12 protein-coding genes and 2 tRNA genes are annotated in these 15,933 nt (G+C 52.6%); 9 read left to right on the top strand and 5 right to left on the bottom strand.

The features are described 5' to 3' along the window. Positions 1-78: 78 nt before the first annotated feature. The 3 genes from FE788_RS08200 (at position 79) to pssA (ending at position 3,561) form a co-directional block, all read left to right on the top strand. On the top strand, positions 79-1,962 hold the full coding sequence (locus FE788_RS08200) for an ABCB family ABC transporter ATP-binding protein/permease (RefSeq protein ID WP_138380174.1): 1,884 nt from the start codon (positions 79-81) through the stop codon (positions 1,960-1,962). Between the two features lie 82 nt (positions 1,963-2,044). Next, positions 2,045-2,740 carry a phosphatidylserine decarboxylase gene (locus tag FE788_RS08195; protein WP_138380173.1) on the top strand — a complete coding sequence of 232 codons (696 nt, stop codon included), beginning with the start codon at positions 2,045-2,047 and terminating at the stop codon, positions 2,738-2,740. Continuing rightward, positions 2,737-3,561: a CDP-diacylglycerol--serine O-phosphatidyltransferase gene (gene pssA / locus FE788_RS08190; protein WP_138380172.1), complete on the top strand. Its 825-nt coding sequence runs from the start codon at positions 2,737-2,739 to the stop codon at positions 3,559-3,561. The genes FE788_RS08195 and pssA overlap by 4 nt, the downstream gene beginning before the upstream one ends. Positions 3,562-3,615: 54 nt before the next feature. Here the strand turns inward: pssA and FE788_RS08185 are convergent, their stop codons facing one another. After that, positions 3,616-6,852 carry an efflux RND transporter permease subunit gene (locus FE788_RS08185; RefSeq protein WP_138380171.1) on the bottom strand — a complete coding sequence of 1,079 codons (3,237 nt, stop codon included), beginning with the start codon at positions 6,850-6,852 and terminating at the stop codon, positions 3,616-3,618. Continuing rightward, positions 6,849-7,793 (bottom strand): efflux RND transporter periplasmic adaptor subunit, encoded by a 945-nt coding sequence (locus FE788_RS08180; protein ID WP_168190333.1) that lies wholly within the window; start codon positions 7,791-7,793, stop codon positions 6,849-6,851. The genes FE788_RS08185 and FE788_RS08180 overlap by 4 nt, the downstream gene beginning before the upstream one ends. Positions 7,794-8,167: 374 nt before the next feature. Between FE788_RS08180 and FE788_RS08175 the strand changes: the two genes are divergently transcribed. Continuing rightward, on the top strand, positions 8,168-8,821 hold the full coding sequence (locus FE788_RS08175; RefSeq protein WP_138380169.1) for a TetR/AcrR family transcriptional regulator: 654 nt from the start codon (positions 8,168-8,170) through the stop codon (positions 8,819-8,821). A 39-nt stretch (positions 8,822-8,860) separates the two neighbouring features. On the opposite strand, the gene FE788_RS08170 is transcribed toward FE788_RS08175, so the two are convergent. The 3 genes from FE788_RS08170 to FE788_RS08160 all read right to left on the bottom strand — a co-directional run bounded on the left by FE788_RS08170 (position 8,861) and on the right by FE788_RS08160 (position 11,409). Then, positions 8,861-9,385, bottom strand: a complete 525-nt coding sequence (locus FE788_RS08170) for a hypothetical protein (RefSeq protein WP_210413826.1) — start codon at positions 9,383-9,385, stop codon at positions 8,861-8,863. Between the two features lie 209 nt (positions 9,386-9,594). Then, a complete protein-coding gene (glnA, locus tag FE788_RS08165; RefSeq protein WP_138380168.1) occupies positions 9,595-11,004 on the bottom strand; it encodes a type I glutamate--ammonia ligase in 1,410 nt (469 codons plus the stop codon). A gap of 66 nt (positions 11,005-11,070) precedes the next feature. Next, positions 11,071-11,409, bottom strand: a complete 339-nt coding sequence (locus FE788_RS08160) for a P-II family nitrogen regulator (protein ID WP_138380167.1) — start codon at positions 11,407-11,409, stop codon at positions 11,071-11,073. Between the two features lie 29 nt (positions 11,410-11,438). Between FE788_RS08160 and FE788_RS08155 the strand changes: the two genes are divergently transcribed. The 5 genes from FE788_RS08155 to FE788_RS08135 all read left to right on the top strand — a co-directional run bounded on the left by FE788_RS08155 (position 11,439) and on the right by FE788_RS08135 (position 15,907). Continuing rightward, the gene (locus FE788_RS08155; protein ID WP_138380166.1) at positions 11,439-11,690 is read left to right on the top strand and encodes a hypothetical protein; all 252 of its coding nucleotides are present in this window, start codon (positions 11,439-11,441) and stop codon (positions 11,688-11,690) included. 71 nt (positions 11,691-11,761) lie between these two features. Continuing rightward, positions 11,762-11,838, top strand: a tRNA-His gene (locus FE788_RS08150). Positions 11,839-12,022: 184 nt separating this feature from the next. Then, entirely contained in the window at positions 12,023-13,882 is a 1,860-nt protein-coding gene (locus FE788_RS08145) for a DUF885 domain-containing protein (RefSeq protein WP_138380165.1), read from the top strand. 286 nt (positions 13,883-14,168) lie between these two features. After that, entirely contained in the window at positions 14,169-15,725 is a 1,557-nt protein-coding gene (locus FE788_RS08140; RefSeq protein ID WP_138380164.1) for an NAD(P)H-hydrate dehydratase, read from the top strand. 97 nt (positions 15,726-15,822) lie between these two features. Continuing rightward, positions 15,823-15,907 (top strand) — tRNA-Leu (locus tag FE788_RS08135). Positions 15,908-15,933: the final 26 nt, after the last annotated feature.

The following is a 15,933-nucleotide window of genomic DNA, read 5'->3' as shown; positions in this document are numbered from 1 at the left end:
GCTTACGCCGCCCCCATTAAAATAGGGTAAATAAGGTTATCCCATTCTCTCTAACCCCTCAGAATCAGGCTGATATTTATGACCGAAACAATCCGGAGTTCCCCATCCCCCCAAGATAATCATTGGCAAACGATCAAGTCGCTTCTGCCTTATTTGTGGCCGGAGGGGCAGATGGCTTTGCGTTTTCGGGTGGTTCTGGCGCTGTCCTTTTTGGTGGTTGCCAAGCTGATCGGGGTATATGTGCCGTTTATTTTCAAGGAAGCGGTGGACATTCTGGCCGGTGAAAATAGAGGAGGGGATGCTGAAACGCTGGCGGTGGTTCTGCCGCTGGGGCTGATTTTGGGATATGGGACGGCGCGTATTATGGGGCAGTTGTTTGGTGAACTCAGAGACGCTGTTTTTGTCAGGGTCGGCCAGCGCGCTATGCGGAATATTGCGCTGAACGCATTCCGTCATCTGCACAATCTGTCGCTTAGGTTCCATCTGGAACGAAAGACGGGAGGCTTAAGCCGCATTATTGAACGCGGCACGCGCGGTATTGATTTTCTGCTGCGATTTATGCTGTTCAATATCCTGCCGACGATTCTTGAACTGGTTCTGATTTCCGCTATTTTCTGGGCCAAGTTCGGCTTTTTTTATGCGCTTGTGACTTTTGTGAGCCTGGCGAGTTATATCGGATTTACGGTGTACGTAACGGACTGGCGGCTAAAATTTCGCCGGGAGATGAACAAACAGGATACCGAAGCCAATACCAAGGCCATTGACAGCCTGCTGAATTTTGAAACTGTCAAATATTTCAGCAATGAACCTCATGAAAGCCGCCGGTATGATCAGGCGCTCAAACGGTATGAGGAAGCGTCGGTCAGGAGCCAGCTTTCACTGACTTTCCTTAATGTGGGGCAAGCCGCCATCATTTCTGCGGGGCTGATGATTGTGTTGATCATGGCAGGACGCGGGGTTGTGGAGGGGCGTTTGACCATCGGGGATTTTGTGCTTGTCAATTCGCTGCTGATTCAGATTTATATGCCGCTCAATTTTTTGGGATTTGTATACCGGGAAATCAAACAGTCTCTGGTGGATATGGAAAAGATGTTTTCCATTATCCACGAAAAACCGGAGATTACGGATGCGCCCTATGCCAGGGATCTTGAGATCCGGGGCGGTGAAGTGTCCTTTGAAAATGTGTTTTTTCATTACCGCGAAGACCGCCCGATCCTCAAAAATGTGTCGTTTCATATTCCCGCGGGGCGGATGACGGCCATTGTCGGCGCCAGCGGGGCCGGAAAGTCCACCATTTCGCGAATCCTGTTTCGGTTTTATGATATCTCTGCTGGCAGCGTGAAAATCGACGGCCAGGACATTCGTCTCGTTACCCAGGAGTCGCTGCGTCGGCATATTGGGGTGGTGCCCCAGGATACGGTATTGTTCAATGACACCATCCGCTACAATATCCGTTATGGCAGGCCCGATGCCACGGATGCAGAGGTGGAAGAGGCCGCGCGGCTGGCGCAGATTGATGATTTTATCCGGACACTTCCGGAAGGATATGACACGCCAGTAGGCGAGCGTGGCCTGAAATTATCAGGGGGGGAAAAACAGCGGGTGGCCATTGCCCGGACGATTTTGAAAAACCCGTCCATCTTGTTGCTGGATGAAGCGACCAGTGCCCTGGACAGTCATACGGAGCGGGACATTCAGGCCGCTCTGAAAATGGTGGCGAAGGACCGAACAACGTTAATTATTGCGCACCGTTTGTCGACAATCATTGAGGCCGATGAAATTCTGGTGATGGACCAGGGTGAGATCGTCGAACGGGGCCGGCACCAACAGCTTTTGGAAAATAAGGGGCTGTATTACGGCATGTGGCGGAAGCAGCAGGAAGCCACGGAAGCGATGGAACTTTTGGAGGCGTTGGAGGAAAACGAACAAAAAAGACCCAAAGAAAACGCTGAAAGCATTTGATGAGCCTGCCATACTGATTTAAAAATGAAGGCAGACTGGAATTTTAGAACAGCTTATCTTTTAACGATATAGGTTACGGCTTATGGATTCACTCCTTTCGGTTTTTGTCCCGCTTCATCGGGAAGGATATAAATTTGTGGGCGCCTTCGCCGTCGCAACAATTTTATTGTATTTGATGGAAGTGCCTTTTCTGCCACCGCTGGGGGTCATTTTGACTCTGTGGTGTGCTTATTTTTTCCGGGATCCGGACCGGGTAACGCCGACCAAGGAAGGACTGATCATCAGTCCGGCGGATGGGGTGGTGCAGTCTGTGGGTCCTGCCGTCCCGCCGGCGGAACTGGAAATGGGGGATGAGGAACGTGTCAGAATCAGCATTTTCATGAATGTATTTGATGTGCACGTTAACCGCATTCCCGCTGACGGGCAGATCGTCCGACAGGTCTATACACCGGGGAAATATCTCAATGCGGCGCTTGACAAGGCCAGCGAGGAGAATGAACGGCACGCCATTTTGATGAAAACCGCAAGCGGCAAGGAAATCGCCTTTGTCCAGATTGCGGGACTGGTGGCCCGGCGTATTTTGTGTTGGGTGGAGGATGGCCAGACCGTCAAGGCCGGCGAACGCTTTGGTCTGATTCGTTTTGGCAGTCGGGTTGACATTTATCTGCCCAAGGGGGTGAGTTCATTAGTCTGTGTGGGCCAGCGGGCGGTTGCCGGGGAAACGGTTCTCGGCAATGAAAAGTCGCGCGAAGGTGATCGTGAAGGTGAAATCCGGTGACCAATATTCACCCGATAAAAGACTCCGACAAAAACAAAGCCGACACCACAGCCCAGGCCGGAAAAGCGGCGGGGGATGCGGCCCGGCATATGCCGATTATGCCGCTCAGGAGTCTGGCGCCCAATGTGATTACGGTGTTGGCGCTGTGTTCGGGCATGTTCGGCATGCGTTTTGCTATTCTAGGCAAGTGGGAGGCCGCCGTGGTGGCGGTAATCGTGGCCGGAATTTTTGATGGTCTTGACGGTCGGGTGGCCCGGCTCCTGAAAGGGGCAAGCCGTTTTGGCGCAGAACTGGATTCCCTGTCTGATATTGTGTCTTTCGGGGTGGCACCGGCGTTGATTATGTATATGTGGGTGCTCAATGACATCAAGGGCGTGGGCTGGGCTGTGGCGCTGGCTTTTGTGATCTGTATGGCCCTGCGGCTGGCCCGGTTTAACACGGCCCAGGGGCAGGAACCATCCAGCGCCAAGAAAGCCAAGACTTATTTCACGGGAATCCCGTCGCCGGCGGCCGCTGCGTTGTCCTTGTGGCCGATGATTCTTTCTTTTGAAACGGATTGGGCCTTATTTCGGAATCCCATATTCTGTTCCGCCTATGTGGCGCTGATTGCCTTTCTGGCGGTGAGCAAGATTCCCACCTTCAGTTTCAAACGTCTCGCCATTCACCGGGAATATGTGATGTTTTATTTCCTCGGCGTGGCGATTTTTGCGTCGCTGCTGGTTACACATTTGTGGATTACCCTGTCGGTTCTTGGCGTATTTTATCTGTTGTCTATCCCTTTTGCCGTCAGAAAAAGCAAAACTGCCCTGAAGCATGAATGAAAAATGGATAAAAAGCGACGACGGGAAAATGGTGCAGAGCCCTGCTGCCGGCGGTTATTCCGAAACCGTTTCTGAAACAGCCGATTTGGTCTTGCCCAGTCTTCCGCTCTCCCCCAGTTCACCTCCCGCCATGGCGGGACGGGAGGGGTCGTCTTCGCTATCCTGATGCTGTGCGCGGCGTTTCTTGAAATAATTCTCAACCTTGACCCGGGCGGCCAGCATGCACGGGGTCAACAGTAGGGTGAGCACCGTAGCAAACAATAGTCCCACCGAAACAGCAACTGCCAGGTCCACCCAGATGATCGAGTAGGGGGAGCCGATTTCCACATTCCGGGCCGTAAAATCAATATTGACCTGAAACACCATGGGTGCCAGTCCAATAACCGTGGTGAAGGTGGTCAGCAGCACCGGACGCAGGCGTTGGGCCACGGTCTGGACAATGGCGATATAGGGATTGATGCCGGTTTTTTTCAGGCGCGCGAAGGTATCAATCAGCACAATATTATTGTTCACCACGATCCCGGCCAGGGAAATGATACCGACGCCGGTCATGATAATCCCGAAATTCCGGTCAAAAATCATGATTCCGGCCAGAACCCCGACAGTGGACAGCAGCACCGCCAGAAGAATGAGGAAGGCGTGATAAAAACTGTTGAATTGGGCCACAAGGATCAACGCCATGAGGAACAAGGCCATCATGAATGCCTTGACGAGAAAATCTTCCGATTCCTGTTGATCCTCGTCCTGACCGACGAATTTGACCAGGACGTTGCGGTCAAAATTCTGTTGTTTGATCCAGGACATCAGTTCCTGCACCTTCTGGCCGCGTTCCGTCTGGGTCACCACATTGGCGCGGATCTTGTAGGTGGGCATAGTGTCAATACGTTCAATGGTGCTGATCTTCTGTTCGGCGACCTTGCGGACAAAATTGCTAATCGGGACCAGGCCCTCGGGGGTGTTGACGCGCACGTCATCCAGCTGGTCAAGTGTACGGTATTGTTCCGGGAAACGCACCCGAATATCCACTTCGTCATCCGTATCATCCGGGCGATATTCGCCCACCTTGATGCCGTTGGTGACGAGCTGAACCATGCTCCCCACATTCAGCAGGTCGGTGCCATACAGACCGGCCAACGCCCGGTCCACCTGTAATTCCCATTGAATGCCGGGCAGTGGCAGCGTGGTGTCCAGATCCATTAGGCCCTGCACATTCTGCTCCATATGCTGGAAAATAATTTCTGCCGTCTGACGGGCTTTGTGAACATCGTTGGCCCTCACATCAATCTGAATATCCTTGCCCTGGGTTGGTCCGAAATCAGGACGCACCACCTCGACAAGAACACCGGGGATGTTGCTCACCCGCTGGCGCAGATCTTCAATAATTAGATCTGAACGCCGCCGCCGATCCCAGTCATCAAAATGAACGGTGACCTTGCCGATGACGTCTTCTGTGGCGTTGGAGCCAGTACTGACGGTAGCCAGAGTTTCCGACTGGATATTTTCAATACCTTCCACATCAGTGATCAGGTTTTCCACCTTGCGCACCAGCACATCTTTTTCATCCAAAGACATGTTGCCGCGAGCATGAACCTGAAGGGCGACCTGCTGCGGCTGATCCTCAGGAAAGAATTCAACAGGGGTGCCGGATTGGACAAAAAGGATCACGATGCTGAACAGCAGGGCAAACAGCACAAAAATCAGTCGGAAGGGGCGGCGGATCAAACGGTCCACCAGACGTACATAGCTGCCGGTGAAGCCTCTGAGGGTTTTGACATCAAAATGACCAGCGGCAAGCTGGGCGACAGTGTCGTCCTCGATGTCCGCTTTTTTGCCGATTTTACTACCCAGTGTCGGCATAAAAATCAATGCCATCAGAAAAGAGGCGGACAGTGTGAAAATCAGGGTCAGCGGCAGATAGCTCATAAATTCCCCGGCAATGCCCGGCCAGAACAACAACGGAAAAAATGCAGCCAACGTGGTTGCTGTTGATGAGAGGATCGGCCAGGCCATGCGTTGTGAGGCCATGCGGTAAGCATCTTTTTTATGCAGGCCTTCCTGCATTTTCCGGTCGGCATATTCGCTGACCACGATGGCCCCGTCCACCAGCAACCCCACCGATAGGATCAGGCCAAACATGATGACCTGGTTAATGGCCATACCGAACATGTAAATCAGGAAGATGGACAGCAGGAAAGATCCGGGAATGGAAATCGCCACCAGCAAGGCGGAACGGTTGCCGAGCGCCGCAACAATGGCCACCGCCACCAGCAGGATGGCCGAAATTACGCTGTTTTCCAGGCTGCTGACGGAATTGTTGATTTCTTCGGATCTGTCGCCCACAAACGTATAATTTATGCCTGTTGGCCAGTTCTGGCTTCTGGTTTCAATCAGGCGCTTGACCGCTTCCACTGTGTCAATGGCGTTCTGGCCGGCCCGTTTGCTGACGGCAATATTGATCGAAGGTTTGCCGTTGAACCGGGAATAGCTGGTCGGGTCCTTATAGCTGCGTCTGATTTCCGCCACGTCGGACAGGGTGACGATGCTGTTTCCGGAAACCTTGACAGGCAGGTCATATACATCCTGGGCATTCTGAAAGATGCCGGGAACCTTGACGGAAAAACGGCCCGTTCCGTTATCCAGGGAACCTGCGGCGACGAGCTTGTTATTGTTGCTCACCACGGACAGAATGTCGGTATGGGAAAGTTTGTAGCTTTCCAACCGCAAGGGGTCGATGACGACCTCCAGAAGATCTTCCCGGTCCCCGGTCACCTTGGCTTCCAGAACGCTGGGAATGCTTTCCAGATCATCCCGCAGGTTCCGGGCGATGGTATAGAGCGCACGTTCGGGGGCATCGCCATAAAGGACGATGTTGATAATCGGAAACTCGCTGAAATTGATTTCCGTAACGCTGGGTTCATCCGTTTCATCGGGCAATTCGGAGCGGGCCTTGTCTACCTGTTCTCGGACGTCCAGAATTGCCTGATCCGGATCAATTCCCGCATTGAATTCGATCACCAGGCTGGCGCCATCTTCCTGGGCAATGCCGCGCAGTTCCTTGACCCCTTCGATGGTTCTTAACGTGACCTCCATCGGTTTGATCAGCAGACGGGCGGAATCCTCAGGCGAGATACCGTCATGATGCATATGCACATAAATAATGGGAATGGTGATGTCCGGTTCCGCTTCCTTGGGCGTGTTGGCATAGGAAATCAGTCCGCCCACAAAAATAATGAACAGGCAAAGCAGGACAACCCTGAAATGTTCTATGGCAGCGTTGATAATGCTATTCATGGGAGAGCCCCTTCATACGGTGCTGTTTTGACTTCCTGCCCCTCTTTGACGAAATCCTGTCCAACCACCACAAGTGCTGCGCCTTCCGTCGGACCGGTAATCCAGATACCATTATCATCGGAACCGATGATTTCCACCGGTACAAAATCTACGATATTATCGTCCCCCACAGTGCGCACACCGACACGGCCCGCGCCGTCCAGAACGAGATTGGCCGATGAAATATGAAAGGCTTCTGTCTGTTCCGTGGGGATGATCAGCTCGGCCGTAATGCCATCGCGTAAGACCTTGTCAGGGTTTTCCACTTCAAGTTCCACTCTGAATGTCCGGGTATTGGGGTCTGCGATTGCGGAAATATACCGGATTTTTCCCTGAAGAATGCGTCCGCTTGACAAACGGGCCTGCGCAGGCCCGCCAACCCGAAGCGAGGATATTTCCCGTTCTGCCACTTCACCCACAACAAGAAAAGGGTTTTCCTCCATAATCAGGGCACAACTGTCGCCTTCCTGAAGATAAGTGCCCACCTCGACAAAATGTTCATTTACGATACCATCGAACGGGGCCCGTATGGTGGTATAGTCCAGTTCCAGCCTGCTACGGGTCACGCGCGCAATCGCGGCCTCGAGGAGAGCCTTGGCCTCGGCGGTTCTGGTTTCAGCACGGAACCCTTTTTCAGCCAGTTGGCGGGCCGCGTTATACTCCAGTTCCCGCTGTTTTTTCAGTGCCTTTGCTTCCTCGTAATTGGCCTGGCGGTCGTCGATGCTCAGCCGACAGACCGCATCACCTTTTTTCACTCGTGTCCCTTCGGCAGCGGGCAAAGCTTCCACCCGCCCCTTGGTCTGGCTTTTGAGGGTGACCTGGCGAATGGCTTCGGTATGGCCGCGGACAATAATTTTTCGAGTATATGGCAAAGGGGCAAGGCTGTGCACACTCACGGTCATGATATCCCGGGATGAGCCATCTGCAGATAACGCTTTATCTGCGGCTTCGTTTCCCGGTGCCTCCTCCGTTTGAAACAGAACACCGGAAAGAACCCAAAGGATAATTAATAAAACAATGCCCAATGCTGTCAGATAAGACTTTTTCATCAATTTATGGTTCACACTTGTCAAAATATACAGGGTGGAGTGATGTTATCCTTTAATAATCGTTATGGCGGCCAAAGCCTACTTTTTTTTATGGACCGACTGAGAATAGGACAGAAATTTTCTTTCGGACTTAACAAAAAAGTGATATGAGCGTACACTGGTTTTAAACGTCTGTTTTAAATGCAGATACATCCATAACACCTTATAATGAATATAAAGACCGCGAGATGGACAAAAAAACAAATACGAGGCAGGACTCTAGGGAACGCATCCTTGATGTAGCAGAAAAACTGTTTTCCACCAGCAGCTTTGCGAGCGTTTCTGTCAGAACAGTGACCACGGAGGCCGGTGTTAACCTGTCCGCGGTCAATTATTATTTCGGATCAAAACAGGGATTGTTCCAGGCGGTGTATGTGCGCCGGGCCAAGGCCATGAACCGGGAACGTCTTGAGTTGCTGGCTGAATATGCCCAAGCTGCTGAAACACAGGGTAACCCACTGCCAATCCGGCAGATTATCAGCGCGTTGATCTCGCCGCCCATTCGGTGGCTGTATGATGAGGAAACGGGGGTTTATATTCGTTTTCTGGCCCGCGCCTATCTGGAAGAAGCCAGCGACATGGCCAATGTTCTTGAAGAGGAGGTGGCAGTTTTTGACAAATTCGTGCCGCATATCAAGGATCTGTATCCCGATATGTCGGATGAGGATATTTACTGGCGGATTCATTTCATACTTGGGGTGATGCATCACACCATTAATCATATTGACAGGATCGGCATCCTATCCCATGGCCATTGCAAGGCCAGGAACTGGCAGGATACCCGGAACAGGATTGTTGAGTTCTGTGAGCTTGGTTTTCGCGGTTCAGGCCTTGACGGATAAGGTTTAGAGTGAATTGAGCCAACCGATGCACAATTCACTCTAGTCAAACAGGTCGTCGGCCCTGGATGTTTCGGAAAAATAGCTGTCGATGTCTTCCTGATGCACAACCGGACGGGCACCATTGATAATGGCGCTGCACTCATCAATCAATTTCTGCATTTTCGGGCTGTAATTCTTGATGATTTTGTGCAGTTCGGTCCCGTTTTTTTCGGCGACGGCCGCGGAAACCTGGGCGACGGTCTGCAAAATCAAGGCATCCATGCGCTGCACAATTTTTTCAAAGGGCAGGCGATGTTCATCAGGGGCATGTTCATAGGCCTCAATGGCCAGGTCTTTGGCCTGAAACACGCTGTCCCGAAAATGTTCCTGATAACTTTTCGGACTCCAGTGTTGGACATCTTCCAGACATTCCGGCATGTCCGGCAGCATTTCCAGCAACATGTGAACTTCATTAAAATGGTTAAGGTAATCGGTCGCCAGCAAGGTTTGAGGATTGATATTTTGTCCTGAAACCTTCTTCTGAAATTCGAGATAAGCTGTATTTTCAGAGCTGCCGGTGTTCATGGAGTACAGATTTTCTCTACAGAATTAGATGTTCATTATGCCATGGTGCAGACGTGAAAGCCGTCATTCACTCTAAGCACCGAGTCATTAATTTTCTGATAAGATCCGTAAATGCAGAAGGCCGGCCTCGACGTTTACTAACGCAAGGCCGGCCCCCAATTTCATGCACATGCAGAGGTTTATATCAGAACAAAAACTTCCGCAAGACCTTAGGCGGAATAATACAGTTCGAACTCTTTCGGGTTCGGTGTGAGTTCCACGGCTTCCACTTCTTCCATCTTCAGGCCGATGTAGGCGTCGATCTGGTCATCGCTGAAGACATCACCTTTTTTCAGGAATTCACGATCCGCATCCAGTGCCTCAAGGGCTTCGCGCAGGGAAGCGGCAACCGTCGGCACCTCCTTCAGCTCTTCCGGCGGCAGAGCATAAAGATCCTTGTCCATGGCATCGCCCGGATGAATTTTGTTCTCGATGCCGTCCAGGCCGGCCATCAGCATGGCGGAAAAGGCCAGATACGGGTTGGCTGTCGGGTCCGGGAAGCGGATCTCAATCCGTTTGGCTTTCGGGCTTGTTGCGTAGGGGATCCGGCAGGAAGCGGAGCGGTTACGGGCGGAATAGGCCAGCAGAACCGGCGCCTCAAAGCCCGGAGTCAGCCGCTTGTAGCTGTTGGTGGACGGGTTGCTGAAGGCGTTGATGGCTTTGGCGTGTTTGATGATGCCACCAATATAATATAGTGCCGTATCGGACAGGTCGGCATAACCACTGCCGGCAAAAAGAGGTTTGCCGTCTTTCCAGATGGACTGGTGGGTATGCATGCCGGAACCGTTGTCGGCGGCCACGGGTTTGGGCATAAAGGTTGCGGTTTTGCCATAGCTGTGCGCGACCTGATGGACCACATATTTATAGATCTGTACACGGTCGGCAGTCTGCAACAGGGTGCCGAACATCATACCCAGTTCATGCTGGGAGGCTGCTACTTCGTGATGGTGTTTGTCCATCGGCAGGCCCAGCTCTTTCATGATGGAGACCATTTCGCCGCGAATGTCGCTGGCGGAATCCACTGGAGCTACCGGGAAATATCCGCCTTTGATGGCCGGGCGGTGGGCATAGTTGGAACCTTCGTAATCCTTGCCGGAGTTATAGGGGCCTTCCACGTCGTCCAGTTCGTAAAAGGCTTTGTTATACTGAACATCAAAGGTTACATGGTCGAACATGAAGAATTCCGGTTCCGGTCCGAAATAGGCGGTATCACCGATGCCGGAATATTTCAGATAGGCTTCGGCCCGGGCGGCAGTGGAGCGCGGATCCCGGTTATAACCTTCGCCGGTGGAGGGTTCGACCACGGAACAGAAAATCACCATGGTGGGCTGGGCGACAAACGGGTCCATGGTTACTGATGCCGGATCAAGTTTCAGAATCATGTCGGATTCATTGATGGCTTTCCACCCGGCAATGGAGGATCCATCAAACATGACACCATCTTCGAACATGTCCTCATCCACGACGCTGGCGTCCATGGTCAGGTGCTGCCATTTTCCTTTGGGGTCCGTGAAACGAAGATCCACAAAGGCGATTTCTTTTTCCTTAATGGTCTCAAGAATAGTTTTTACGTCGGACATTCTCTTGTTTTCCTGTAAGTTGGTTATGGGTATTACTGATTTGACCAAACGCCACAGACCGTTGCGTCAGACGGCCTCGTCGCCGGTTTCGCCGGTCCGGATCCTGATGGCCTGTTCAATGTCACTGACAAAGATTTTGCCGTCTCCAATCCGGCCCGTTTTTGCGGCCTGCTGGATGGCTTCCAGCGCTCGTTCCAGCAGGTCGTCGCTCAGGACGATTTCAATTTTGACCTTGGGCAGAAAATCCACGACATATTCTGCGCCGCGGTATAATTCCGTGTGTCCTTTCTGGCGACCAAAACCTTTTGCCTCAGTCACCGTGATGCCGGTGAGGCCGATTTCATGCAGGGCCTCTTTCACTTCATCCAGTTTAAACGGTTTGATGATGGCTTCGATCTTTTTCATGGACGCTTCCCGTTCCTAAAAGGGCTTATATGGTTAAATTCATGTATGGGAAGATTCAGGCGCATGATATCCATGCGCGGTTTGTGATTTTCCCGTACGCAGCTCATATAAGCACGTATCGTGCCAATTTGCGAAAGGTGGGTAATCAAGGTATTCTTGTGGGGGCAGGCCCCAGATTGATTAAAAAAAGTGCATTTTTTGATGAAATAATAGGCAATCTGGGAGGTTTTGGAGCTGTTCCGCAGAATGCTGCGCCTTTTTTCTGGTATTTTTTGCCCTAGTTTGGGGTCCAGTAAAAACTTTTCTTGACGCTTGTCGAAACTGAACGTAAAAGGGCGGTATTCTTCTTGGGGCGGGTGTAGCTCAGTCGGTTAGAGCGCAAGATTGTGGCTCTTGAGGTCGCCGGTTCGATCCCGGTCACTCGCCCCATTCCCTTCTTTCTGATCCCCTTGCATACCTGCGCTGTTGATTGAGTTGCAAGCCCGAATTTTTGGGGGCAGCCAATCAGATTGTTTCAGATAAGTCCCTTCAGTCTGTACAAATTCCCTTCATCTGATAATCTCTGCTGGCTGAGTAATTCATTCAAAAAACACATATAAGGGGATACGTCTCAATGAAATCACATATGCTTTCTACTGTAGCCGTCATGGCGTTGTTGGCTCTTTCCGGCTGTTCCGAGGCGAATAAAACGGTTCATACCGAAACAAGTGAGTCGCAAGCTGCCGCTCAGGCCGAAGTTCAGACAGAATCACAGCGCGCTAATCAGTTTTTTGAAGCGGTCTTCATGGAATCTGTCAATGACAGCCCGGAATTTCAGACTTATCTGGGCATGATGGAGAACTCCGGCGAATGGGATGATTATTCCGAAGAACAGGCGCAAAAGGAGCTGGATCGGGCAAGGAAAAACCTGGCGCGGCTCAAATCCGAATTTGATTATGACAAACTGGACGAAGCCACAAAGCTCAGCTACCGGCTGATGGAGCGGGCTCTAGAGGAGGAAATCGAAGCCTATCGCTGGCGGCATCATTCTTACCCGCTGAATCAGATGTATGGCTGGCAGTCACAGACCCCGGCATTTCTGGTCAATTTTCATGTGATCAAGGATGAGCAGGCGGCAGAAGGATATGTTTCCCGCCTTGAAAAATTCAAGGATATGGCGGAACAGCGTTTCGAGCAACTGCGCATTCGTGAGGAGAAGGGCATTCTGCCGCCGAAATTTGTTTATGATTATGTCATAGATGATGCCAAGAATATCCTGAGCGGGGCACCTTTTGATGACGGTGAGGACAATACGCTGCTGGCCGATCTCAAGAAAAAGCTGGACAATATAGAAATCAGCGAGGACAAGAAAGCCGAATTGATTGCGCGTGCCGAAGCCGCATTGCTGAATTCTGTGAGGCCGGCTTATGAAAAGCTGATCGAAATTGCCAAGCGCCAGCAGGCGGCAACCACCACTGATGATGGCGCCTGGAAACTGCCGGATGGGGAGGAATATTACAATTTCCGCCTGCGCAAAATCACCACGACCGATATGACGGCCGAAGAAATCCACGAGCTGGGGCTTAAGGAAGTGGCCCGCATTCATGGGGAAATGCGCGACATCATGAAAAAAGTGGGTTTTGATGGCAGCCTGCAGGATTTCTTTGAATTTACGCGCACGGATAAACGTTTTTATTATCCGGAAACGGAAGAAGGGCGACAGGCGTATCTGGAAAAGGCGAAAGCCATCATTAATACGATGAAATCCCGCCTGGATGAGGTGTTCCTGACCAAACCCAAAGCAGACCTTCTGGTCAAGGCGGTAGAGCCGTTCCGGGAAAAATCCGCCGGCAAAGCGTTTTACAGCCGCCCGGCGCCGGATGGCAGCCGTCCGGGCATTTATTATGCCAATCTTTATAAAATGTCGGACATGCCCACCTATCAGATGGAGGCGTTGGCCTATCATGAAGGCATTCCGGGGCATCATATGCAACTGGCAATCATGCAGGAGCTGGAAAACATCCCCAAATTCCGCAAATTCGGCGGTTATACGGCCTATACGGAAGGCTGGGGTCTGTATTCGGAGCTTCTGCCGAAGGAAATGGGCTTTTATGAAGACCCGTATTCCGATTTCGGCCGGCTGGCAATGGAGTTGTGGCGGGCCTGTCGTCTGGTGGTGGATACCGGCATCCATTATAAAAAATGGACCCGGGAACAGGCCATTGACTATCTGTTGAAAAATACCCCCAATCCCAAAGGGGATGTGGTTAAGGCCATCGAACGGTATATTGTTATGCCGGGCCAGGCGACGGCCTATAAAATCGGCATGTTGAAAATTCTTGAGCTCAGGGAACGGGCAAAAGCCGAACTAGGGGACAAGTTTGACATCCGTGAATATCATGACGTGGTGCTGAAAGACGGGGCATTGCCGCTGTCTATCCTCGAAGAAAAAGTCATGGACTGGATTGCGCGTCAACATGGCAGAAGCTCATAGGCGCAGAACGACAGGCTGCTGACTTTTTCAGGACAGTTTGCCCTTGATTATTTTTCCAGACAACCGTGGGGCTTGATCCGGGGTCCATTTCGATGTCATGATAACTTCATGCAGATAAAAATGAATATCTGTAATGAATATCTGTATCGGGGCGGATTCCGGATTGCATTTTTGTTTGCTCGGAATGACAATCTTGTTTTCCGGATGCGAAAATTGTTCCGCATCTGTCTAAAGCGAATTGTGATGAGATTGACTCTATGACTCTAATTGCGAGGAAGCATGGATCATGACATATCCACCTGGTGACGTCCTCCTGACGGTTGCGGAAACGGCCATGGCGGATCGTCTGACCATGGAAGCAGGGGTTCCCGGTGTTCAGCTTATGGAGGCTGCGGGTTTGTCCATTGCTCGCAAAATCCTTGATTTATACGACCAGGGGCCGGTGATGGTCCTGTGCGGCCCCGGCAATAATGGCGGGGATGGTTTTGTTGTGGCGCGGCATCTTCGGGCGGCGGGATGGCCCGTTGAGCTGGCGCTGTTGGGAAAGGCGAGCCGCTTGAGGGGGGATGCGGCGGTCATGGCCCGGCGGTGGCGGGAGGAGGCAGGGGATAAAATTCAGGAGTTGTCCCCTGATGTTTTGAAAGAAGATCACCGGATCATCGTCGATGCCCTGTTTGGGGCGGGGCTGGACCGGCCATTGCAGGGAGTAGCGGCGGACGTGGTGATGAGGGCCAATGAAATGCCGGCTGTCCGGGTCGCGGTGGACGTACCCAGTGGCCTTGAGGGCGACAGCGGCCAGGTTGCCCGGGATCCGAAAACCGGGCAGGGGAGCTGTCTTGATGCCGATGTCACGGTCACGTTTTTCCGGCGCAAACCCGGACATGTATTATATCCGGGCAAAAATCTTTGTGGGGATATTTTTGTCACTGATATTGGTATTTCTCCACGGGTTCTGGATGATATCGCCCCCCTGACAGCGATCAATACGCCGCGGGCCTGGCTTGATCATTTTCCCTGGCCTGTGTCCTCGGGGCATAAATACAACCGGGGCCATGCTATCGTCATGAGCGGGGGGCTGGCCCATACAGGCGCGGCGCGCCTGGCGGCGACCGCGGCGCTCAGGATTGGGGCGGGGCTGTGCAGCGTGGTCTGTCCGGAAAATGCTGTTCCGGCGCATGCCGCACAACTCACTGCGGTGATGGTCAAGCCGTTGGACAGTGCGGAAACCTTCGAGACGCTATTGCGGGACGAGAGGTTGAATGTATGGTGTGTGGGGCCCGCCAACGGGGTTGATCAGGTCACATGGTTCAGGGTGCTGCGGGTGTTGTCTCACAATCGTCATGCGGTGCTGGATGCGGATGCGTTGACGGTTTTTCAGGATAACCCGGAACAGCTTTTTGGGGCATTGCAGCAGGAAGCTCGCCAGGCCGTCGGCGCGCAAGCGGTGTTGACGCCTCATGACGGGGAATTTGCGCGGCTGTTTCCGGATTTGTCGGCAAAACAGCCGGGATATAACAAATTGCGGAGTGCACGCGCGGCGGCCGAGCGCAGCGGTGCAGTGATTTTGCTAAAAGGGCCCGATACAGTAGTGGCGGCGCCGGACGGGCGCGCCCTTATTGCGGAAAATGCCCCGCCGACCTTGGCCACGGCCGGTAGTGGTGACGTGCTGGCGGGGCTGGTGACGGGGCTGCTGGCGCAGGGCATGCCGGCCTTTGAGGCTGCAGCGGCGGCCGTATGGTGTCATGGCGCGGCGGCGGTCCGGTTCGGGCCGGGACTGGTGTCTGAGGATATTGCCGCCCAGATTCCGGCGGTGCTGACTGATTTGGCCGATCAGGTCAAATAGGGCGGCCGGCAGGCGGGCAGGGAGAAAAATATCTGGACATGATCCAAACCATCCTATATCAGAGGCGCCAAAGCCTTATGTGACATTGAGCCAACAGGCGGGTGTGGCGGAATTGGTAGACGCGCCAGATTTAGGTTCTGGTGTCTTCGGACGTGGGGGTTCAAGTCCCTCCACCCGCACCAGTGTCATATAGAAAAGAACCGGGCAG

Origin of the sequence: Luteithermobacter gelatinilyticus (genome assembly GCF_005849285.1) — a bacterium.
Classification (GTDB): Bacteria; Pseudomonadota; Alphaproteobacteria; order Sphingomonadales; family Emcibacteraceae; genus Luteithermobacter; species Luteithermobacter gelatinilyticus.
This window is presented reverse-complemented; position numbering and strand designations above follow the sequence as displayed.

Bases quoted from the DNA above. Each gene is read 5' to 3' on its own strand.
- FE788_RS08200 (WP_138380174.1), top strand. From the start codon at position 79: ATGACCGAAACAATCCGGAGTTCCCCATCCCCCCAAGATAATCATTGG.
- FE788_RS08195 (WP_138380173.1), top strand. From the start codon at position 2,045: ATGGATTCACTCCTTTCGGTTTTTGTCCCGCTTCATCGGGAAGGATAT.
- FE788_RS08185 (WP_138380171.1), bottom strand. From the start codon at position 6,852: ATGAATAGCATTATCAACGCTGCCATAGAACATTTCAGGGTTGTCCTG.
- FE788_RS08180 (WP_168190333.1), bottom strand. From the start codon at position 7,793: ATGACCGTGAGTGTGCACAGCCTTGCCCCTTTGCCATATACTCGAAAA.
- FE788_RS08175 (WP_138380169.1), top strand. From the start codon at position 8,168: ATGGACAAAAAAACAAATACGAGGCAGGACTCTAGGGAACGCATCCTT.
- FE788_RS08170 (WP_210413826.1), bottom strand. From the start codon at position 9,385: ATGAACACCGGCAGCTCTGAAAATACAGCTTATCTCGAATTTCAGAAG.
- glnA (WP_138380168.1), bottom strand. From the start codon at position 11,004: ATGTCCGACGTAAAAACTATTCTTGAGACCATTAAGGAAAAAGAAATC.
- FE788_RS08160 (WP_138380167.1), bottom strand. From the start codon at position 11,409: ATGAAAAAGATCGAAGCCATCATCAAACCGTTTAAACTGGATGAAGTG.
- FE788_RS08155 (WP_138380166.1), top strand. From the start codon at position 11,439: ATGGTTAAATTCATGTATGGGAAGATTCAGGCGCATGATATCCATGCG.
- FE788_RS08145 (WP_138380165.1), top strand. From the start codon at position 12,023: ATGAAATCACATATGCTTTCTACTGTAGCCGTCATGGCGTTGTTGGCT.
- FE788_RS08140 (WP_138380164.1), top strand. From the start codon at position 14,169: ATGACATATCCACCTGGTGACGTCCTCCTGACGGTTGCGGAAACGGCC.